The sequence below is a fragment of the Saccharopolyspora pogona genome (assembly GCF_014697215.1).
GTDB lineage: Bacteria > Actinomycetota > Actinomycetes > Mycobacteriales > Pseudonocardiaceae > Saccharopolyspora > Saccharopolyspora hattusasensis.
In genome coordinates, this window is the sequence record NZ_CP031142.1 from 7,862,401 (window position 1) to 7,882,162 (window position 19,762).

General features: G+C 68.8%; 19 protein-coding genes and 3 tRNA genes. 16 read left to right on the forward strand and 6 right to left on the reverse strand.

Features of this window, described 5'->3' with window-relative positions; genetic code table 11:
• Positions 1 to 40 precede the first annotated feature (40 nt).
• Positions 41 to 823 carry a fumarylacetoacetate hydrolase family protein gene (locus DL519_RS37110; protein ID WP_190821788.1) on the forward strand — a complete coding sequence of 261 codons (783 nt, stop codon included), beginning with the start codon at positions 41 to 43 and terminating at the stop codon, positions 821 to 823.
• A 200-nt stretch (positions 824 to 1,023) separates the two neighbouring features.
• Here DL519_RS37110 and DL519_RS37115 read toward each other — a convergent pair whose 3' ends face one another.
• Positions 1,024 to 2,253 carry an FAD-dependent oxidoreductase gene (locus DL519_RS37115; protein WP_190821790.1) on the reverse strand — a complete coding sequence of 410 codons (1,230 nt, stop codon included), beginning with the start codon at positions 2,251 to 2,253 and terminating at the stop codon, positions 1,024 to 1,026.
• 103 nt (positions 2,254 to 2,356) lie between these two features.
• Here DL519_RS37115 and gltX point away from each other — a divergent pair, with 103 nt between their 5' ends.
• The 5 genes from gltX (at position 2,357) to DL519_RS37140 (ending at position 6,239) form a co-directional block, all read left to right on the forward strand.
• On the forward strand, positions 2,357 to 3,853 hold the full coding sequence (gene gltX / locus DL519_RS37120) for a glutamate--tRNA ligase (RefSeq protein WP_190821792.1): 1,497 nt from the start codon (positions 2,357 to 2,359) through the stop codon (positions 3,851 to 3,853).
• Positions 3,854 to 3,993: 140 nt separating this feature from the next.
• Complete coding sequence (locus tag DL519_RS37125; RefSeq protein ID WP_190821794.1) at positions 3,994 to 4,776, forward strand: HAD family hydrolase; 783 nt, start codon at positions 3,994 to 3,996, stop codon at positions 4,774 to 4,776.
• Between the two features lie 169 nt (positions 4,777 to 4,945).
• Positions 4,946 to 5,017, forward strand: a tRNA-Gln gene (locus DL519_RS37130).
• 33 nt (positions 5,018 to 5,050) lie between these two features.
• Positions 5,051 to 5,123: transfer RNA gene (locus tag DL519_RS37135), tRNA-Glu, on the forward strand.
• Positions 5,124 to 6,163: 1,040 nt separating this feature from the next.
• Positions 6,164 to 6,239, forward strand: a tRNA-Glu gene (locus tag DL519_RS37140).
• A 128-nt stretch (positions 6,240 to 6,367) separates the two neighbouring features.
• Here the strand turns inward: DL519_RS37140 and DL519_RS37145 are convergent.
• Positions 6,368 to 7,069, reverse strand: coding sequence for an IclR family transcriptional regulator (locus tag DL519_RS37145; RefSeq protein ID WP_190821796.1), 702 nt, complete (start codon positions 7,067 to 7,069; stop codon positions 6,368 to 6,370).
• Positions 7,070 to 7,157: 88 nt separating this feature from the next.
• On the opposite strand from DL519_RS37145, the gene leuC reads away from it, so the two are divergent.
• The 3 genes from leuC to DL519_RS37160 all read left to right on the forward strand — a co-directional run bounded on the left by leuC (position 7,158) and on the right by DL519_RS37160 (position 10,190).
• Positions 7,158 to 8,561: a 3-isopropylmalate dehydratase large subunit gene (gene leuC / locus DL519_RS37150; RefSeq protein WP_190821798.1), complete on the forward strand. Its 1,404-nt coding sequence runs from the start codon at positions 7,158 to 7,160 to the stop codon at positions 8,559 to 8,561.
• 182 nt (positions 8,562 to 8,743) lie between these two features.
• Entirely contained in the window at positions 8,744 to 9,346 is a 603-nt protein-coding gene (gene leuD / locus DL519_RS37155; RefSeq protein WP_190821800.1) for a 3-isopropylmalate dehydratase small subunit, read from the forward strand.
• A 232-nt stretch (positions 9,347 to 9,578) separates the two neighbouring features.
• Positions 9,579 to 10,190, forward strand: a complete 612-nt coding sequence (locus tag DL519_RS37160; RefSeq protein WP_190821802.1) for an HU family DNA-binding protein — start codon at positions 9,579 to 9,581, stop codon at positions 10,188 to 10,190.
• Positions 10,191 to 10,564: 374 nt separating this feature from the next.
• On the opposite strand, the gene DL519_RS37165 is transcribed toward DL519_RS37160, so the two are convergent.
• The 4 genes from DL519_RS37165 to tnpA form a co-directional block, all read right to left on the reverse strand.
• Positions 10,565 to 11,554 carry an NUDIX hydrolase gene (locus tag DL519_RS37165; protein WP_190821804.1) on the reverse strand — a complete coding sequence of 330 codons (990 nt, stop codon included), beginning with the start codon at positions 11,552 to 11,554 and terminating at the stop codon, positions 10,565 to 10,567.
• A 5-nt stretch (positions 11,555 to 11,559) separates the two neighbouring features.
• On the reverse strand, positions 11,560 to 13,866 hold the full coding sequence (locus DL519_RS37170; protein WP_190821806.1) for an RNA degradosome polyphosphate kinase: 2,307 nt from the start codon (positions 13,864 to 13,866) through the stop codon (positions 11,560 to 11,562).
• Positions 13,867 to 13,969: 103 nt separating this feature from the next.
• The gene (gene cofC, locus DL519_RS37175; protein WP_190821808.1) at positions 13,970 to 14,602 is read right to left on the reverse strand and encodes a 2-phospho-L-lactate guanylyltransferase; all 633 of its coding nucleotides are present in this window, start codon (positions 14,600 to 14,602) and stop codon (positions 13,970 to 13,972) included.
• A gap of 74 nt (positions 14,603 to 14,676) precedes the next feature.
• Positions 14,677 to 15,096 carry an IS200/IS605 family transposase gene (tnpA, locus tag DL519_RS37180; protein WP_190821810.1) on the reverse strand — a complete coding sequence of 140 codons (420 nt, stop codon included), beginning with the start codon at positions 15,094 to 15,096 and terminating at the stop codon, positions 14,677 to 14,679.
• A gap of 337 nt (positions 15,097 to 15,433) precedes the next feature.
• Here tnpA and DL519_RS37190 point away from each other — a divergent pair, with 337 nt between their 5' ends.
• The 7 genes from DL519_RS37190 to DL519_RS37215 all read left to right on the forward strand — a co-directional run bounded on the left by DL519_RS37190 (position 15,434) and on the right by DL519_RS37215 (position 19,744).
• Entirely contained in the window at positions 15,434 to 16,210 is a 777-nt protein-coding gene (locus DL519_RS37190) for a lysophospholipid acyltransferase family protein (protein WP_190821814.1), read from the forward strand.
• Positions 16,197 to 17,204: an NAD(P)H-dependent glycerol-3-phosphate dehydrogenase gene (locus DL519_RS37195; protein WP_190821816.1), complete on the forward strand. Its 1,008-nt coding sequence runs from the start codon at positions 16,197 to 16,199 to the stop codon at positions 17,202 to 17,204. Before DL519_RS37190 ends, DL519_RS37195 begins: the two co-directional genes overlap by 14 nt.
• 169 nt (positions 17,205 to 17,373) lie before the next feature.
• On the forward strand, positions 17,374 to 18,480 hold the full coding sequence (locus DL519_RS37200) for a cystathionine gamma-lyase (RefSeq protein ID WP_190821818.1): 1,107 nt from the start codon (positions 17,374 to 17,376) through the stop codon (positions 18,478 to 18,480).
• Positions 18,481 to 18,499: 19 nt separating this feature from the next.
• Positions 18,500 to 18,628 carry a hypothetical protein gene (locus tag DL519_RS49215; protein ID WP_263399765.1) on the forward strand — a complete coding sequence of 43 codons (129 nt, stop codon included), beginning with the start codon at positions 18,500 to 18,502 and terminating at the stop codon, positions 18,626 to 18,628.
• 99 nt (positions 18,629 to 18,727) lie between these two features.
• Positions 18,728 to 18,979 (forward strand): hypothetical protein, encoded by a 252-nt coding sequence (locus tag DL519_RS37205; RefSeq protein WP_190821820.1) that lies wholly within the window; start codon positions 18,728 to 18,730, stop codon positions 18,977 to 18,979.
• Positions 18,980 to 19,010: 31 nt separating this feature from the next.
• Positions 19,011 to 19,394, forward strand: a complete 384-nt coding sequence (locus DL519_RS37210) for a tetratricopeptide repeat protein (protein WP_190821822.1) — start codon at positions 19,011 to 19,013, stop codon at positions 19,392 to 19,394.
• Complete coding sequence (locus DL519_RS37215; protein ID WP_190821824.1) at positions 19,346 to 19,744, forward strand: hypothetical protein; 399 nt, start codon at positions 19,346 to 19,348, stop codon at positions 19,742 to 19,744. Before DL519_RS37210 ends, DL519_RS37215 begins: the two co-directional genes overlap by 49 nt.
• The last annotated feature ends 18 nt before the right edge of the window (positions 19,745 to 19,762 follow it).

Genomic DNA, 19,762 nt, shown 5'->3' on the forward strand with positions numbered 1-19,762 from the left:
TCCCTCACCCGAAGTCCGCAGTTGATCCCGGAGGTTCGTCTTGCGCTTGGCACGTGTCGCCCACTCCGACGGGGTGTCCTTCGTCGCACTGGAGCCGGATCCGGCCGCACCGCAGGAGAAGGTGCTCGCGGTCGAGATCGACCAGCACCCGTTCGGCGACCCGACGTTCACCGGTCGCAAGTGGCCGGTGGCCGATGTCCGGCTGCTCGCCCCGATCCTGCCCACGAAGGTCATCTGCGTGGGCAAGAACTACGCCGAGCACGCCCGCGAGATGGGCTCGGAACCACCGGAGAACCCGGTGATCTTCATGAAGCCGTCCACCTCGGTGATCGGCCCCAACGCCGCCATCAAGCTGCCGCCGAACTCCGAGCGGGTGGACTTCGAGGGCGAACTCGCCGCCGTCGTCGGCCAGCCGTGCAAGGACGTGCCGGAGGCCCGGGGCACCGAGGTGCTGCTGGGCTACACGATCGCCAACGACGTCACCGCGCGCGACCAGCAGAAGGCCGACGGGCAGTGGACGCGGGCCAAGGGCTACGACACGTTCTGCCCGCTGGGCCCGTGGATCGACACCGCGGCGGACCCGGCGGACCTCGGGATCCGCACCGAACTGGACGGCGAGCTAAAGCAGGACTCGCGCACCTCGCTGCTGCTGCACGACGTCGCGGCGCTGGTTTCGTGGATCTCGCGGGTGATGACGCTGCTGCCCGGCGACGTGATCCTCACCGGCACCCCGGCCGGCGTGGGCCCGATGCAGGCGGGCCAGAACGTGTCGGTGTCCATCGACGGCCTCGGCACCCTCACAAACCCCGTCCAGCAGGGCTAGATCTGGGCTAGATCTGGGCTGGTGCGGGCTAGTGCGGGGCTAGTGTCGGGCTAGTGCAGGGATAGAGCGGGTTTCCGGGCCCGTTCTTCCGCGCAGCCGATCCGGGTACCGGAACCCCAGGCGCCACCCGGTCTCCGCAATTTCCATTGAAATCGGACCTTCGATTTCAATGGAAATTGCGGGTTTCCACGGCCCGGTCGTCAGCGGAGGGCGGCCTTCGGCGGGCGTTCGCGGACCGCTCCGTAGGCGAGGACGTACGCGGGGATCCTGCGCAGACACGGGGCGTTCGAGACCGCCCGCAGGGGGAGCGGCAGGCGCGCGGTGCTGCCGAAGTCGATTTCCCCACGCAGCGCCGGGGAGATCACGTTCTCGTGAATAATGCGCTGCAGTCGCTGGATCAGCACCGTCGTTGGCCAGCGCCGCCGCTGCACCGCCGCCACGTGTTTGCGCTCCAAACGCCCGTTGCGCAGCGGCTCGGCGAGGTGGCGCGCCGCCGCGACGGCGTCCTGCACGGCCAGGTTGATCCCGATGCCGCCGACCGGTGACATCGCGTGCGCAGCGTCGCCGATGCACAGCAGGCCCGGCACGTGCCATTTGCGCAACCGGTCCAGGGCCACGTGCAGCAGCTTGACGTCCTCCCAGCTCTGCACGAGGTCCCGCCCGGCCAGCCAGGGGAAGAAGCGGACCAGTCGCTCGTTGAACTCCTCGATGGGCCGGTTGCGGCCCTCCGCGTCGGTCCCCTTGCCGATGATCGACGCGACCTGGAAGTAGTCGCCGCGGTCGAACATGGCGGTGAAGGTGCGTTCGCGGATCAGGCCGATGCCGCCTGCCAGATCGCCGGTCTGCCGCGGAATCCGGAACCACCGAACGTCCATCGGCGTAGGGAAGTCCTGCAGGCCGAGCTCCGGCATCTCGCGCACGAAGGACTTCCGCCCGTCGCAGGCCACCGTGATGGTGGCGCGCAGCTCGCCGGTCTCGCCGTCGGCGGTGCGGTAGCGCACCCCGTTGACCCGGCCGCGTTCCCGGATCAGTTCCGTCGCCTCGGTGTTCATCCGCAGGGTGAACGTCGGCTCCTGCTTGCCTGCGTCGGCCAGCATGTCCAGGAAGTCCCACTGCGGGACCATGGCTATGTAGTTGTACTTCACCTTCAGCGACTTGAAGTCCCCGAAGGTGAACAGCTCGCCCGCCTGGCCGATGGGCAGCCGCACCTGGTTCAGGCGGCGCTGCGGGAGTTCGGCGAACCGCTCGGCCAGGCCCAGGTCGTCGAGGAGTTGCAGCGTGGTGGGGTGCACCGTATCGCCGCGGAAGTCCCGCAGGAAGTCGCCGTGCTTCTCCAGCACGGTCACCTCGACGCCGGCCCTGGCCAGCAACAGCCCCAGCACCATCCCCGCCGGTCCGCCTCCGACCACGCAGCAGGTGGTTCGCTCCATTGCGATCCCCTCCAGTTTTTCAACGGTTGTTGAATAAATTCAGGATGCCTTGCCCGGATGCGCCCGTCAACCGCCGACGGCGGGTGGCTAGGCTTGATGTGTTATGAGCACGCCAGAAGCCGCAGCAAAAGTCGACGCCAGGCCCGTCCGAGCCCGGTTCTGTCCCTCGCCGACCGGCACCCCGCACGTCGGCCTGATCCGCACGGCCCTCTACAACTGGGCGTTCGCCCGGCACAACAAGGGCACCCTGGTGTTCCGCATCGAGGACACCGACGCCAGCCGGGACACCGAGGAGTCCTACCAGGCGATCCTCGATGCGCTGCGCTGGTTGGGCCTCGACTGGGACGAAGGCCCCGGTGTCGGCGGACCCTACGGCCCCTACCGGCAGAGCGAGCGGCGCGACATCTACGCCGGCATCGCCCAGCGACTGCTGGCCGCCGGCGAGCTCTACGAGTCCTACTCCAGCCCGGACGAGATCGAAGCCCGCCACAAGGCAAAGGGGCGCGATCCCAAGCTAGGCTACGACAACTACGACCGCGACCTCACCGACGAGCAGCTCGCGGCCTTCCGCGCCGAAGACCGCAAGCCCGTGCTGCGGCTGCGGATGCCCGACCGCGACATCACCTTCACCGACCTGGTGCGCGGCGAGATCACCTTCCCCGCCGGCAGCGTCCCGGACCCGGTCCTGGTGCGCGGCAACGGCGACCCGCTCTACACCCTGACCAACCCGGTCGACGACGCGCTGATGCACATCACCCACGTGCTGCGCGGCGAAGACCTGCTGTCGTCCACGCCCCGCCAGATCGCGCTCTACGAGGCGCTGCAGCGCATCGGTGCCACCGACTTCACGCCCGAGTTCGGCCACCTGCCGTTCGTCATGGGCGAGGGCAACAAGAAGCTCTCCAAGCGCGACCCGCAGTCCAACCTGTTCCACCATCGCGACCGGGGTTTCCTGCCCGAGGGCCTGCTGAACTACCTGGCGCTGCTCGGCTGGTCGATCTCCGACGACCGCGACGTGTTCAGCCTCGACGAGATGGTCGACGCCTTCGACATCGGCCGGGTCAGCGCCAACCCGGCGCGCTTCGACCAGAAGAAGGCCGACGCGATCAACTCCGCGCACCTGCGCGCCCTCGCGCCCGACGACTTCGTCGACCGCGTGGTGCCCTACCTCATCCAGGGCGGCGTGTTCCCGGCCGAGCCGACCGAGCAGCAGCTCGCCACCGTGCGCGCCGCGGCGCCGCTGGTGCAGGAGCGGCTGATCGTGCTCTCCGATGCGGTCGGCATGATGGGCTTCCTGTTCGCCGGCGACGGCTTCGCGCCCGAACCTGCCTCCGCCGAGAAGGCCCTCGGCGAAGACGCCAAGCCGGTCCTGGAAGCCGCCATCAACGCCCTCGAAGCGCTGCCGGAATGGACCACGGCCGCCATCGAGCAGGCGCTGAAGGACTCCGTCGTCGACGGGCTCGGCATCAAGCCCCGCAAGGCCTTCGCGCCGGTGCGGGTGGCGATCACCGGGCGCACCGTGTCGCCGCCGCTGTACGAGTCGATGGAACTTCTCGGCCGCGACATCTCCCTCGAACGCCTGCGGAAGGCCCTCGGCTGAACCAGTGAGCTCCGGCACGAGGTCGTGGGTTCGCTCGTACCCACGACCCCGTGCCGCCAACCGGACTCAACCGAAACAGGCCAACAGGATCACCAAATTGGCCGAGTCGGACGCAACGGGTGAACGCCTAGCCTCTCGGGGTGACATCCGCGTCTGAAATTTCGACCATCCATGAACTCGGCCAGATCAAGGCGGTCTGCCTCGACCTCGACGACACCCTGCTCGACAACGGCGGAGCCGCGCGGCACGCCTTGCGGGAACTCGTCGGCACCGACCGCGCCTGGCCGGTGTGGCAGCGCACCACGGACCAGCACTACGCGCGGTTCATCACCGGCGAGATCGACTTCGACGTGATGTGCGTCGAACGCACCCGCGCGTTCTTCGCGGCCTTCGGCGAAGAACTGGAAACCCCCGAAGCCGCCCGCCGCGAAACCGTGCGCATGGCCGCCATGCAGCGCGCCTGGACCCTGTTCGACGACGCCCGGCCCTGCCTCGACTGGCTGCGCGCCAGCGGCCTCCAGCTCGCCGCGATCACCAACGCCCCCAGCGGCTACCAGCGCAAGAAGATCGCCGCCGTCGGCCTCGCCGACGCCTTCGACGCGCTCGTCATCTCGGCCGAGATCGGTGTGGCCAAACCGGACCCGCGCATTTTCCACGCCGCCTGCGACGAGCTTGGCCTCCGCCCCGAAGAAGTCGTCCACGTCGGGGACAAGCTCGACACCGACGCCCTCGGCGCCAGCCGCGCCGGCCTCCACGGCGTCTGGCTCAACCGCGGCGGAACCCAGGATCCGTCCGCCGGCGTGCCGAGCATCACGAGCCTCTACGAACTCCCGGAACTCCTCGTGACCGACCTGCCCGCGGTACCCGTCCGGGCGGACCGCGCCCAGGCCCCGCACCGCGTCGCCGAGCTGATCCGCCACTAGGCCGCCCCGGGTCGCTGCGACCGCCGCTACCTGCGACGATCCCAAACAGAGGGGGCGATTTTCGGGCCTCTGAAGGGATGGTCTAACATTCTTATCAACGCGGCGGGCAGCGATCCGAAAGCCGAACTCCTCACAGGAGATCGGAAAAGGAGCTGGCCGTTCGGCACCATGGGGTATGGTGTAATTGGCAGCACGACTGATTCTGGTTCAGTTAGTCTAGGTTCGAGTCCTGGTACCCCAGCGAGCAGATCACCCGGTGATCTCTCAACAACGCGGTCCCGTCGTCTAGCGGCCTAGGACGCCGCCCTCTCAAGGCGGTAGCGCGGGTTCAAATCCCGTCGGGACTACAAGGGTGGGAGGGTCATATCTGCGGAACTCGCAGATGTGGCCCTTTCCGTTTTTTGTTTGGGGGGCCGAGCCCCCCATGCCCCCACGGTGCGGGGGTTGCTTCCTTGTTTGCTCCTTGGGATTGGGGCGTACCCGGTCTGGGTTTCTGACCAGCGGACGACCTCATCTGGGGCTTGGGAGTCCGGCCCGACTTCATCTGGGCGCTTGGGGTGGGCTTGGCCTCTTCTGGGCCTAGGGGCCCAATTTCATCCGGGCCTTGGAAGCCAGCTCAGGCTGTTCTGGGGCTTGGGGGCGGGCTTAACTTTGTCTGGGCTTTGGGGTTTGCTTGGGCTTGTATCGGCTTTGGGGTCTGCGCGGTTTGTCTGGGGTTGCTTGGTCTGTGTGGGTTTTTTGGTTTTTGGAATCGGTTTTGTGTTTTGGTTCGGGTCTTGACCCTGCTGGCTAATTCCGCGAGGGGCTAGGGCTGGTGTCACTGCGGGAGTGGTCCGGTTCTGCCTCGCCAACCGGTGTGCGGTGAACGGCCTGTTCACCTCGATAGACGACACGAACGGTCCGTTCGCTCCGTTCATCCGATGTGAGCCCGGGGCTGTTGGTGTGCGGTGAACGGCCTGTTCGCTTCGGTAGGAGCCTGTTGCAAAATTACGCCCACCACGGACCGTGATCGATCGATCACGGCTGAGATGGCCACTGGCGGACAAACGGCGGCGATCGAGACTGATTTGGTACTTCGGTTCAGTCGTTTTCGCCGAAAACGCAACAGGCTCGTAGACGACACGAACGGTCCGTTCGCTTCACGCCCGCACCTTCCCAAACAGCCCCAACACCGCGCCGAATTAACCAGCAGGGTCGGTCTTGTTGCTCGGACCGAGGCCGACCGAGGCCGGCGCGCACCTCGTGCGGGCCAGCGGACATGTCGTGTCCGAGGTCATCACCGCCACCGTGGTGTCGGAAGGGGGGGCGGTCTCGCGCGTCGGCGGTGGACGTAGGGGGTGGGTGTTCGAGGGGCTTATGAGGTGTTGTAGAGTTCTTCTCGTTGCGCGGTCCCGTCGTCTAGCGGCCTAGGACGCCGCCCTCTCAAGGCGGTAGCGCGGGTTCAAATCCCGTCGGGACTACCAGCAAGTGCCCCGCTCGCAGAGTCTGCGAGCGGGGCACTTCTCGTTCCGCCACCTACCAATGCGTCGGCGCCGGGCGTCGTGCGGCGTTCTTGGCGGTGCGGGTTTTGGCCCGCACCGCGCTGTTGGGGTTATAGGCGGTTTTGGAGGGCATCTGCTGCTGCTAGCAGGTCTGCTGCCCAACGGGCTCCCGGGCGGCGGCCCATTCTGTCGATCGGGCCCGAGACCGATATGGCCGCCACCACGTTGCCTTGGGCGTCGCGGACCGGGGCTGAGACGCTTGCCACCCCCGGCTCCCTTTCCGCCACGCTTTGGGCCCAGCCCCTTCTGCGGACCTCCATGAGGATTCTCTCGCCGTAGACCGCTTCCGCGAGGACCGCTCTCTGGGTTGCGGGATCCGACCAGGCCGCCAGGACCTTGGCTCCCGAGCCCGCCGTCATCGGGAGGGCCGTTCCCACCGGCACCGTGTCCCGCAGGCCGCTCGGGGGTTCCGCCGTCGCTATGCACAGGCGTTGCATTCCGTCCCTCCTGTAGAGCTGGACGCTTTCTCCCGTGACATCCCTTAGCTTGGGCAGGACCGTCGTTGCTGCTTCCAGGAGAGGATCTACCGCTCCCCCCGCCAGTTCCGCCAGGGCCGCTCCTGGGCGCCAGCGTCCGTCCGAGCCCCTTCTCAACAGGCGGTGGACCTCCAGGCCCACTGCTAGGCGGTGCGCCGTTGCCCTTGGCAGCCCCGTACGGCTGCACAGTTCGGCTAGGCCGCACGGTTCGCTGGCCACTGCCTGGAGGACGGCCACCGCCTTGTCCAGTACTCCGATGCCGCTATGCTGTCCCACGTACCGATACTAACTTCCCGGCATCTGGGAAGTCCACTCTGTGGGAAGGCCCTTTTCCGGGTCTCGGCAGGCTCGACTGGGAGCAACGATGGGAAAAACGCTCGCGGAGAAGGTTTGGGAAGCGCACATCGTGCGCCGTGGTGAAGGGCATGAGCCAGACCTGCTCTACATCGATCTCCACCTGGTGCACGAGGTCACCAGTCCGCAGGCCTTCGAAGGGCTTCGGTTGGCGGGCCGGCCGGTGCGCCGCCCCGATCTGACGCTGGCCACCGAGGACCACAACGTGCCCACCACCGGGATCGACCTGCCGATCGCCGACCCGGTGTCCCGCACGCAGGTCGACACTTTGCGGAAGAACTGCGAGGAATTCGGCATCCGGCTGCACCCGATGGGCGACGCCGAGCAGGGCATCGTGCACGTCGTCGGGCCGCAACTCGGCCTGACGCAGCCGGGCACCACCGTGGTCTGCGGCGACAGCCACACCTCGACGCACGGCGCTTTCGGCGCGTTGGCCTTCGGCATCGGCACTTCCGAGGTCGAGCACGTGCTGGCCACCCAGACGCTGCCGCTGAAGCCGTTCAAGACCATGGCCATCAACGTCGAAGGCAGCCTGCGCCCGGGAGTCACCAGCAAGGACGTGATCCTGGCCGTCATCGCGAAGATCGGCACCGGCGGCGGCCAGGGCTACGTCCTGGAGTACCGCGGCGAAGCGATCCGCCAGCTGTCCATGGAAGCCCGCATGACGATCTGCAACATGTCGATCGAGGCGGGCGCGCGGGCCGGCATGATCGCGCCCGACGAAACGACTTTCGACTACCTCGAGGGGCGCCCGCACGCCCCCGAGGGCGCCGAGTGGGACGCCGCCGTCGAGTACTGGAAGACGCTGCGCACCGAGGACGACGCCACATTCGACGCAGAAGTTACGCTGAACGCCGATGAACTGACCCCGTTCGTCACCTGGGGCACCAACCCGGGGCAGGGCCTGCCGCTGGGCGAGCAGGTGCCGGACCCGGTGCAGATCGTCGACGAGGGCGAGAGGTTCGCCGCCGAGAAGGCCTTGGCGTACATGGGCTTGACCCCCGGGACGCCGCTGCGCGAGGTGACCGTGGACACCGTGTTCCTCGGCTCCTGCACCAACGGCCGGATCGAGGACCTGCGCGCCGCCGCCGAGGTCCTCAAGGGCCGCAAGGTCGCCGCGGACGTGCGGATGCTCGTCGTGCCCGGCTCGATGAAGGTCCGCCAGCAGGCGGAGTCCGAAGGGCTGCACGAGGTTTTCACCGCCGCCGGCGCGGAATGGCGTTCGGCAGGTTGTTCGATGTGCCTGGGCATGAACCCGGACCAGCTCACGCCGGGCGAGCGCAGCGCGTCGACCTCCAACCGCAACTTCGAGGGCAGGCAAGGCAAGGGCGGCCGCACCCACCTGGTCTCCCCGCTGGTCGCCGCGGCCACCGCCGTGCGCGGAACCCTGTCCGCCCCCGAAGACCTCGACTGAAAGTTGAACTCAGCTCGCGCAGGTGGTCCCGTAGCGGAACCTCAGACGTCTCCTCGATCCGGGATCCCCGACGGGGTGGGCACCGCTGAGAACCCGCGGGTGGTCACCGTGCGTGCGTGGGCCAAGCGGCTGCGCCGCTTCAAGGACGAAAACTGGCACCCCACCCATCAGGAGCAGTGACGATGGAACCGTTCAAGACGCACACCGGGATCGGCGTCCCGCTGCGCCGGTCCAACGTGGACACCGACCAGATCATCCCGGCGGTCTACCTCAAGCGGGTTTCCCGCACCGGCTTCGAGGACGGCCTGTTCGCCGCCTGGCGCGCGGACGAGAACTTCATCCTCAACCACGAGACCTTCCGCAACGGCAGCGTGCTGGTCGCCGGCCCCGACTTCGGCACCGGGTCGTCGCGCGAGCACGCCGTATGGGCGCTGAAGGACTACGGCTTCAGGGCGGTCATCTCCAGCCGCTTCGCGGACATCTTCCGCGGCAACTCGGGCAAGCAGGGGCTGCTGGCGGCCCAGTGCGAGCAGTCCGATGTGGAGCTGCTGTGGAAGCTCTTGGAGAACGAGCCGGGCACCGCCGTGACGGTCGATCTGGAGCAGCGGACCGTGCACGCCAAGGACCTCACGGTGCCCTTCAGCATCGACGACTACACCCGCTGGCGGTTGCTGGAAGGGCTCGACGACATCGGTCTGACCCTTCGCCACGCCGAGACGATCGACACTTTTGAGCAAGCTCGCCCGAGCTTCAAACCGGCGACCCTGCCCGCTCGGCAGGGCTGATTGAGAAGCCTTCTGGGGGCGAGTTTTTCCCGTTGTGAAAGGAAAAACTCGCCCTCCGGGGGACAACTGAACAGTTGCTCCAGGAGCCCCGCGGACCCCGTTTCCCGGACGCGAATGCCCACGCCCCAACGAAAAAAAGAGGCGTGGCGAATGGCATTTGTTTGTCCGGGGCTTTACCGTTGACATTGAGTCGGCCCAACGGGGCCGTTGTTGTGTCCTGGGAGGGACTGAAGTGAACAAGGCCCAACTTATCGAGGCTCTGGCAGAACGCCTCGGAGACAAGAAGACCGCCAGCCAGGCTGTGGAAAGCGTTGTGGACATCATCGTTCGCAACGTCAACAAAGGCGAGAAGGTCAACATCACCGGCTTCGGGGTTTTCGAGAAGCGGGCCCGCGCCGCCCGCACCGCTCGCAACCCGCGCACCGGTGAGAGCGTGAAGGTCAAGAAGACCAACGTGCCCGCCTTCCGCGCCGGCACCCAGTTCAAGGAAGTCGTGGGCGGACAGCGGAAACTGCCGCGCGTCTCCGCTGCCAAGGCGGCCACCACCCGTGGTGCCACCACCAAGACCGCGGGCGCCACCAGGGCCGCTGCCGGTACTCGCGCCAAGGCCACCACCACCCGGGCGGCCGCGACGAAGACCGCGACCGGCGCCACCGCCGCGAAGGCGACCGCCACCAAGGCGGCCCCGAAGCGGACCGCCACCAAGGCGACCGCTGCGAAGGCGACCCCGGCGAAGTCCACCGCGAAGCGGGCGACGACGGCCAAGGCCACCACGACCGCGGCCAAGACGACCCGTCCGGCTACCAAGAAGGCGACGACGACGCGCAAGACCACGAAGAAGTGATCGCTGGCTTCCGCAGCGAGCACCAGTGGACCGAGCGGGCGGCGAGATAACCCCCACGTGGGTTACGAGCCGCCCGCTCACGGCGTTTCCCCGGTCGCCCGGTCATCGCCCTGACGTCAGGCGATGACCGGAAACGGCCATGAGAAGGCCGTGACCGCCGGATCTCCGGTGGTCGCACGAGTTTCACCCGTGGGCGATGCGCAACGCCCACACGGCGCGATCAGCGCCGGACAGCGCCCGTCCAGCACCTCAGCGCGCGTGGTGCGGTGCGGGCGCGGTCGTCAGCTGGAGCCGGGGCGTCGGCGGAATACTTCGCCGGCACCGAAATTCGCCGACGCGTCCGTCTCTTTCCTGCGCTCTCCCCGCTTCGCCGGTCAGGCGAGCGGGTCCGCGAGGTAGTCGGCCGCAGCCAGCCGCAGCGCCGGGCCGCTCCCGTTGCCGGAATACCGGTCCCCGCTGAACGTCAGCGTCCACACGCTGCCCTTGCGGCTGGCTACCTCGCCGAGCGGCAACCCGACGGAATCGGCCAGCCGCGCCACCAGATCCGGGATGACGCCGCCCTGGCTGCACACCACCGCGGGGCCCGCGCCGGCCGCAACCCGCAGCATCAGGTCGACGGCCGCGTCCGGATCCCCCAGATAGCCCTCTTCGGAAAACAGCGGCTCGATGGCAATCCTGATTCCGAGGTCTTCGGCGATCGGCGCCACCGTTTGTTCGCAGCGCAGTCGCGGTGCGGAATAGATCCGGTCCGGGCCGAACAACGGCAACAGCGAATGCAATGCGTCGCGCTGTTGCCGTCCCGCTTCGGTGAGTGGCCGAAGGGTGTCGTCGCCCGCCCATTCGGAGCGTTTGCCCGCTTTCGCGTGCCGCACCAGCAACACGGTCGCGGACTCGGTCGGCAACTCCTCGAATGCGTCGAGCACGCCGACGTCGTGCGGATAGCTCAGCCGGCCCCGTGCCTGGTCGGTACGCAGCCAGCGCAGTTCGTCCACTTCGTCGTTCGGCGCGAAGGCGCCGTCAGCCGCCCGGGCGGTGAAGTAGTCGACCACCTTCGGTGCGCGGCCGCCGTCGGATTCCGGCACCGAGTAGTTCACCCGCGTCAGGAAACGCGACAGCACGCAGGAAAACCCGGTCTCCTCGGACACCTCGCGGACCGCCGCGTGCGCGGAGAGCTCGCCGGGGTCGAGCTTGCCCTTCGGCAGCGACCAGTCGTCGTAGCGGGGCCGGTGCACCAGCGCCACTTCGGGGCCGTCGCCACCATCGCGCCAAAGCACCGCACCGGCCGCCCGGACCGGGGCAGGCGGTGCGTCGACTGGTTCGTCGTCGATTCCGCCGGCCGCCGGCTGGTTCTCGGTCACGCTCATCTTCCTCAGGACACCTTGGCGCCGTGCAGGCGCAGCATTTCCGTTTGGTGATCGCGAACTTGCTCTCCGCTGCGTGGCGACGCCTCCCAGTCGCCCTTCGAGTTGAGCACCCAGCAGCGGGTGGCCGGATGCAGCGTCGAATCCAGCATCGCGTCGAGCTGCCGGGTGAGCTTGATGTCGGTGACCTGCACCTGGGTTTCGATCCGCCGGTCCAGGTTGCGGTGCATCATGTCGGCGCTGCCGATCCAGTGCTCGTCGATGCCGACGAAGTGGAACACCCGGGAATGCTCCAGGAAGCGGCCAAGGATCGAGCGCACCTCGATGTTCTCGCTGAGTCCCTCCACGCCGGCCTTCAGCGAGCAGATCCCGCGCACCACCACGCGCACCGGCACACCGGCCAGCGAAGCCCGGTACAGGGTGTCGATGATCTGCTCGTCGACCAGCGAGTTCAACTTCATCCTGATGCCGCACGGCAAACCCTGCCGGGCACGCTCGATCTCGGCCTCCACGCGCTCCACGATGCCGTTGCGGATGCCCTGCGGCGACACCAGAATCCGGCGATACTGGCCGTGCCGGGCGTAGCCGGTGAGCACGTTGAACAGGTCGGTGAGGTCGGCGCCGATCTCCGGGGAGGCCGTCAGCAGGCCCAGATCCTCGTAGATCCGCGCGGTCTTCGGGTTGTAGTTGCCGGTGCCCAGGTGGCAGTAGCGGCGGATCGTGGAACCTTCCTGGCGCACCACGAGCGCGGTCTTGCAGTGCGTCTTCAACCCCATGAGGCCGTAGACGACATGCACCCCGGCGCGCTCCAGGGTCCGCGCCCACTGGATGTTGGCCTGCTCGTCGAACCGCGCCTTCAACTCCACCAGCGCCACCACCTGCTTGCCCGCCTCGGCGGCGTCGATGAGGGCGTTGACGATGGGGGAGTCACCGGAAGTCCGGTACAGCGTCTGCTTGATGGCCAGCACGTGCGGGTCGGCCGCGGCCTGCTCGATGAACCGCTGCACCGACGTGGAGAACGAGTCGTAGGGATGGTGCACCAGCACGTCGCCCTCGCGCAGCGTGGAGAAGATGCTCTTCGGCGTCTGCCCCTCGGCGAACGCAGGGTGCGTCGCGGGCACGAACGGCGACTCCTTGAGGTCCGGGCGCTGCAACCGGTCCAGCTGGAACAGGCACGACAGGTCCAGCAGTCCCTTGACCTCAACCACGTCGTGCTGGTCGACCTCCAGCTCGCGCAGCAGGAGTTCGAGCATGTTCGCGCTCATCGTGTCGGTCACTTCCAGCCGCACCGGCGGCCCGAAGCGGCGGCGCGCGAGTTCCCGCTCCATCGCCTGCAGCAGGTCTTCGTCGCGGTCCTCCTCGACCTCCAGGTCGGCGTTGCGGGTGACCCGGAAGATGTGGTGCTCGGCGACCCGCATCCCGGGGAACAGCTTCCCGAGGTGCGCGGCGATGAGTTCCTCCAGCGGCAGGAACGTGGCGGTCTCGTTCTCCCGGTCGGATTCGATGCGGATCAGCCGCGGCACGTTGTCGGGCACCTTGACGCGCGCGAAGCGCCGCAGCCCGGCGTCCGGGTCGGCGACGGTGACCGCGAGGTTCAGCGATAGCCCCGAGATGTAGGGGAACGGGTGCGCCGGGTCGACCGCCAGCGGCGTGAGGACCGGGAAGATGTGGTCCTCGAAGTAGCGGGTCAGCTTGGCCTGGTCGTCGTTCTCCAGCTCGGACCAGCGCAGGATCCGAACGTCGTGCGCCTCCAGTTCCGGCAGCAGGTCGTCGAGGAAGACCCGGCCCTGCTTCTCCATCAGGTCCTGGTTGCGGGCGGAGATCCGGACCAGCTGCTCGTGCGGGGTGAGCCCGTCGGAGCTGCGCACCGAAAGCCCGGTTTCCTCGCGGCGCTTCAGCCCGGCGACCCGGACCATGTAGAACTCGTCCAGGTTGGACGCGAAGATCGCGAGGAACTTGGCGCGCTCCAGCACCGGCTGCGACCGGTCCTCGGCGATCGCGAGCACCCGCGCGTTGAAATCCAGCCAGGACAGTTCGCGGTTGAGGTAGCGTTCCTCGGGCAGGTCGGTGGTGGCAGCCGCGCGGGTCACCGCGGGCGGGGCCGCCGGAACCCGGGCGCCCTCGGAGGTCGTGGTCTGGGCCGCCTCCGGGGTGGCCGTGGTGCTGGCTGCCGGTGCGTCGGCAGCGACGGGATTGCCGGCGCGGCGAGCAGGGCGTGGCGTCCGCTGCGCGGACTTGCCGTTGGAGGTTCGCTTGGCGGGCTGCTTCGGGACCCTGTCGCTGCTGTCGGTGCTCACCAGCCCATTGTCACTCATCAGGGCGTTCTGAATCGACCGCTGACGTGGTCATGTGACGTTCGCGGTCTTGGGGTGAACATTCCCCGTACGGGTCCTTGAACACCAGGCGGGAGAGCGCTGCTCAGGAGATCCGGCGGGCGGTGTTCGGGCCGAGACCGAGCGTCATCGCGACGGCCAGATCGGCGTCGGTGTCCACGTCGCAGCGCAGCGAGTCCCACCCGCCCAGGAGTGTCTTCGCCCCGGACCCGGCGTGCGCGTCGGCGGAGCCGGGCCCGAAGCGGGGGGCAAGCGGTTGGCCGGGCACGGCCAGCAGCAGCGTGGTGCCGGTGCCTTGCCGGTCGGGGCAGAACGCGCGATCGTCCCCGGCGGCGCTGATGGCGGCGGCGAGGTCGGTGGGCCGCAGGGCGGGCAGATCCGCCTGCAACGCCCCGACTCGCGATGTGGTGGTCCGCTGCCGCAGCTGGGCGTCGCCGTGCCGCAGCGCGGCGTTCAGCCCGGCGGCGGGGGTGTCCGCGAGCACCTCGACTCCGTCGGCGGCGAACGCCTTGGTGAGCGTCGGGTCGGAGGTCACCACCACGACTCCGGCGACGCCCGGCGCCTGGCGCGCAGCGGTCACTGTGTCCAATGCCACGGCTGTGACCAGGTCGGCGTGCGCGGCCGGCCGGCGCGCCCCCCGGTCGGCGGCGCCGAGCAGCCGCGACTTCGCCAGGTGCAACGGCTTGATCGGCACGATGAGGAACAACCCTGCGGTCACCGAAGAAACGTAGCGCGGATGCCCGGTCCTTAGGCGGGGAGTAAGCGCGTCGACTCCGTGCTTGAGCCGACCACTCAAATAGCGGGACGGGTTTGCCGTTCGATGTACTGGCGCACCACGGAAATGGGTGCGCCACCGGGCGACCCGGCAAAATAGGAGCCCGACCACAGCCGGACACCTCTCCAGTAAGCGAACTGCAGGTCTTCGAACTCTTTGCGCAACAGCCGGGAGGATACTCCCTTGAGGGAGTTGACCAGTTTCGACACCGCGACCTTGGGTGGGAAGCTGACCAGCAGATGCACGTGGTTGGCTTCGCCGTTGAACTCTTCCAGCTCGGTTTCGAAGTCGCCGCATACCTCCCGCATGATTTCTTCTATGCGGGTCAGGTGTGTGTCGGTGAACACGGGGTGCCGGTACTTCGTGATGAAAACCAAGTGGGCATGCATGAGGGAAACTACGTGTCTGCCGGTACGGAACTCGCTGTCGATGGCCATAAACCCAATGCTACGGTGATCCACATGGCAGCAGCAGCGAAGACCGGGGAGACCGGGCACGCCCGGTACACCTATCGGCTTCGCTTGTCGTCGGCCTCCCGGCGTGCGCTGCTGGCCGAGCGGGATCGGTGCCGGTGGGTATGGAACCAGTGCGTGGTCACTTCCCGTCAGGCGCACCGCGCGGGGGCCCGGCGTCGGCCGGCGAAGGGCAAGCCCGCGTCACAGGGATACCGCACCCCGGGCGCGGCACCCATTCGGTTCGGCCGTGCGGGATGTCCGGTCACCCGGCCCGGCAGGTAACTTGTCGGGGCGCTTGCGACCAGTTGAAGGAGATCCCGTGGCGGAACCGAAGAGCCTCCGGCGCCAGCGGAGGCAGACCAGCGAAAAGGCGCAGGGCATGGGCAAGTTCTGGCTCGGCCTCACCCGCGGGGTCTTCTACCCGCTGACCGCGGCGCTGGCCCGCATCGAGGTGACGGGGCTGGAGCGCATCCCCGCCGAGGGGCCCGCGCTGCTGGTGTTCAACCACGTCTCTCACCTGGACCCGATCTTCGATGCCGTGACCGTGCACCGCGCCGGCCGGGTGCCGCGGTTCCTCGCGAAGAACACGCTCTGGAACGTGCCGGTACTCAAGAGCGTCCTGGTCGGCGTCGAGCAGATCCCGGTCTACCGCGGCACTACCGACGCGCAGAAGAGCCTGCGGGACGCGCACGACGCCCTGCAACACGGCAAGACGATCGTGATCTACCCGGACGGCACCATCACCAAGGACCCGGACGGCTGGCCGATGACGCCGAAGGCCGGGGTGGCGCGGCTGGCGCTGGCGCACGACATCCCGGTGATCCCGGCGGCCCGCTGGGGCACCCGGGACATCTACGACCACTACGAGAAGAAGTTCCGGCCGTTCCCGCGCAAGATCGTGCGAATCGCCTTCGGCGAGCCGCTGGACCTGTCGGCCTACCGCGGCATGGAGCACGACACGCACGCGCTGCGGGATGTCACGCACCTGGCGATGACGGGCGTGCGGGATCTGCTCGGCGAGATCCGCGGCGAGCAGCCGCCGACCGAGTTCTACAGCTCTGCCCGCAAGAGCCGGGGTGACGATGGCGAGGCCTGAGCGGATCACGGTCCTCGGTGCCGGTTCCTGGGGCACCACATTCGCGAAGGTGCTCGCCGACGCGGGCAACGACGTCGTCCTGTGGGCGCGGCGCGCGGAGATCGCCGCGGCTATCAACGAAAGCCGCAGCAATCCCGCGTACCTACCGGACATCCAGCTCCCTCCGACGCTGCGCGCCACCGACGACGCCGCCGTTGCCGTCTACGGCGCGAGCGCGGTGGTGCTCGCGGTGCCCAGCCAGACGCTGCGCGAGAACCTAGCCGGGTGGCAGCCCCTGCTGCCGCCCGAAGCGACGCTGGTGAGCCTGGCCAAGGGCGTAGAGCTGAGCACGCTGAAGCGGATGAGCGAGGTTGTCGGCGAGGTCGCCGACGTGCCGATGGCGCACGTCGCGGTCGTCTCCGGGCCCAACCTGGCCAAGGAGATCGCTGCCGAGCAACCGACCGCGACCGTGGTGGCGTGCCCGGACCATGACCGCGCCGTCGCGCTGCAGCACGCCTGCTCGACGCCGTACTTCCGGCCCTACACCAACACGGACCTCGTCGGCATCGAGATCGCCGGGGCGTGCAAGAACGTGATCGCGCTCGCGTGCGGGATGGCCGCAGGGTTGGGGTTCGGGCACAACACGATGTCCTCGCTGATCACCCGCGGCCTGGCCGAGACGACTCGGCTCGGCGTCGCACTGGGCGCCGACCGGATGACGTTCGCGGGCCTCGCGGGGCTGGGCGACCTGGTCGCCACCGCCATGTCACCGCTGTCGCGCAACCGGACCTTCGGCGAGCGGCTGGGGCGCGGCGAAACCATGGCACAGGCGCAGAAGGCGGCGCACGGGCAGGTTTCCGAGGGCGTGAAATCGTGCTCGTCGATCCGGCAGCTGGCGGCGCGGCATGGCGTCGAGATGCCGATCACGGACGTGGTGCACCGGGTCTGCCACGAGGGACTCGCACCCGCCCCGGCGGCCGCCGAACTGCTCGGCCGCGAGCGCAAACCCGAGTGAACTTGCGCGCGGCCGTTTTCGAAACCGCCCGCGCACGCGAACGGGCATCGTCGCGGATCCTCGGCGAGGCTTGAACGCGCGTGTCCGGGGCCGAGGTTCCCGGACCACCTGCGCAGAACGTGCCCGAGGCCGGGCTCGGAAACGCACGGCAGCAAGAGGCAGGAGAGTTGTGACCACATCGGATCTTGGCGACGGCACGCGGTGCGTGCGCGGTGGGCACCCGGAACCGGCCGGCGGGATGCCGCTGCTGCCGGGGCCGGTCTTCGCCGCGCCGTTCCACCTGGGTGAGGACGTCCAGGGCAGCGATTTCTACGGCCGGGCGGGCAATCCCACCTGGCGGGCGCTGGAGTCGGCCATCGGCGACCTCGACGGCGGGCACTGCGTCCTGCTGCCGTCCGGTATGGCGGCGATCAGCACCCTGCTGCGTGCGCTGCTGCGCCCCGGCGACGCGGTGGTCCTGCCCAGCGACGGGTACTACGCGACGCGCCAGTTCGTGCGCGACGAGCTGGGCGACCTGGGGCTGGACGTCCGGGAGATCGACACGCCGGGCCCCTGGCACGACGACGTGTTCGCCGGGGTTCGCCTGGTGCTGCTGGAAACCCCGTCGAACCCCGGGCTGGACGTGTGCGACATCGCGGAACTCGCCGACCGCGCGCACGCCGCGGGTGCGCTGCTGGCGGTGGACAACACCACGGCGACGCCGCTCGGGCAGCGACCGCTGGAGCTGGGCGCGGACATCGTGGTGGCCAGCGACACCAAGGCGCTGTCCGGGCACAGCGACATTCTGATGGGGCACGTGTCGGTCCGCGACGAGGAGCTGGCGCAGCGGCTCGTGCGGGCGCGGACGCTGTCCGGCTCGATCCCCGGCCCGTTCGAGGCCTGGCTGGCGCACCGCAGCATGGGCACGCTGGACCTGCGGTTGGCGCGGCAGGCCGAGAACGCCGCCGCGCTCGTCGAGGCGCTGCGCGGGCACCCGGCGGTTTCCGGGCTGCGCTGGCCCGGCCTGCCTGGTGATCCGTCGCACGATCTCGCACGGCGGCAGATGCGCCGCTGGGGCGGGATGTTCCGGTTCGAGCTGGCGGATGCGGCGGCGGTCGACGAGTTCGTCCGGCGCAGCGAGCTGGTCGTGGCGGCGACGAGTTTCGGCGGCCTGCACAGCACGGTCGACCGCCGGGCCCAGTGGGGCGACCCGGTGCCGGCGGGCTTCGTCCGGTTCTCCGCGGGCTGCGAAGACCCCGCGGACCTGGTCGCGGACGTCCTGCAGGCCCTCTCCTGACGCCCGCGGGTTCCGGCGAATGTCCACAGTGTCCAGCGGTGGCGGGGAGGCGGCGATCTCGCTGGTGCCCCGGGAAACCGCCCCGCCCGGCTGCCCGGACTTCAGCGGAACCCTGCGTCCGAAGGCGGCGCATATGCTGATCGGGTGAGTTCCAACCCGCTCCTCGGCAGCCTGCGCAACGCTGTCACCGCAGCCCCGGAAGACATCGCCCTGCGCCTGCACCTGGCGGAACTGCTGCTGTCCAGCGGTGTCCGCGACGAGGCGGTGTCGCACTGCCGCGTTGCAGCAAGAACCCGGCAACGCTTCGGCATCCCAGCTGATGGCTCGGGCACTCGCCCCGGCCGACCAGCCGAAGCCCGCCCCCGAGGAGCCGGAATCCGCGGGTGCGGACGAGCCGGGACCGGCTCAGGGGAAGGGTTACGACTGGTCGGCCGGCGAAGCGGAGCTGGCCGACGTGGTGCCGCCGCGCTTCGTCGAGCCGGAATCAGAGCAGGACTGAAGAAGCGGCTGAACGCGCTTTCCTCGCCCCGATGCGCAACGCGAAGCTGCGCAAGCTGTTCGGCAAGTACCTGGACCAGGCCCTCTGGCACGCCCAACGCGCCCGCGACCTCGAACCGGACTCCGCACTGACGCACTGCGTGATCGGCATCGTCCTGCTGTCGATTGGCGGCCGGGCGGCGGCCCGCCAAGCCCGTGAACCGCTGGAGGTCGCCCTGCGCCTGGACCCGCAGCTGCCCGGTGTGTGGAACTGCCTGGGGCTGTCAGCACTCCGAACCGGCCGGTTCGTCGCGGCCCTGCGCGCCTTCATCACGACGTTGCAGCTGGACCCGCGGTCGGACAACGGCTCGCACAACTCCCGCTGGCGGTGTGGACGCTGGTCTCCCGCGGGCGCTGGTGGATCTTCGGCCTGCTGATCCCGGTGGCGGTCCTGACCAACGTGGCCTACCTCGCCGGAGGGGCCGCGGCCGTCGCGGTCCACGTCGCGGTCCACGTCGTGGGAGCGGTGTTGATCGCGGCGGGCGCGTGGTGGGCGCTGATCCTGCGCATCCTCCGCGTGTTCCCGCAGAACATGCGGCTGGCCGCCAGCCACGTCCTGCGCCGGGCCGCCTGGTCCGCCCGACCGGCGAACGTCAGGCCCCCCGGAAGCCGCCCGGCTTGCGCCAGGGGTGGGGTGTTTCCGCGATTTCAATGGAAATTGGACCTTCGATTTCCATTGAAATCGCGGCGCCGTGGTGTGAGATCTTGCGGGATCGAGTTGACGTGAGGGCGGCGGACTGGTTCA

Excerpts from the sequence above, each read along its gene's own strand:
- gltX (WP_190821792.1), top strand. The coding sequence starts at position 2,357 with ATGAGCACGCCAGAAGCCGCAGCAAAAGTCGACGCCAGGCCCGTCCGA.
- tnpA (WP_190821810.1), bottom strand. The coding sequence starts at position 15,096 with ATGGCCATCGACAGCGAGTTCCGTACCGGCAGACACGTAGTTTCCCTC.
- leuD (WP_190821800.1), top strand. The coding sequence starts at position 8,744 with ATGGAACCGTTCAAGACGCACACCGGGATCGGCGTCCCGCTGCGCCGG.
- DL519_RS37210 (WP_190821822.1), top strand. The coding sequence starts at position 19,011 with ATGCGCAACGCGAAGCTGCGCAAGCTGTTCGGCAAGTACCTGGACCAG.
- DL519_RS37165 (WP_190821804.1), bottom strand. The coding sequence starts at position 11,554 with ATGAGCGTGACCGAGAACCAGCCGGCGGCCGGCGGAATCGACGACGAA.
- leuC (WP_190821798.1), top strand. The coding sequence starts at position 7,158 with ATGGGAAAAACGCTCGCGGAGAAGGTTTGGGAAGCGCACATCGTGCGC.
- DL519_RS37170 (WP_190821806.1), bottom strand. The coding sequence starts at position 13,866 with ATGAGTGACAATGGGCTGGTGAGCACCGACAGCAGCGACAGGGTCCCG.
- DL519_RS37115 (WP_190821790.1), bottom strand. The coding sequence starts at position 2,253 with ATGGAGCGAACCACCTGCTGCGTGGTCGGAGGCGGACCGGCGGGGATG.
- DL519_RS49215 (WP_263399765.1), top strand. The coding sequence starts at position 18,500 with ATGTCCACAGTGTCCAGCGGTGGCGGGGAGGCGGCGATCTCGCTGGTG.
- DL519_RS37195 (WP_190821816.1), top strand. The coding sequence starts at position 16,197 with ATGGCGAGGCCTGAGCGGATCACGGTCCTCGGTGCCGGTTCCTGGGGC.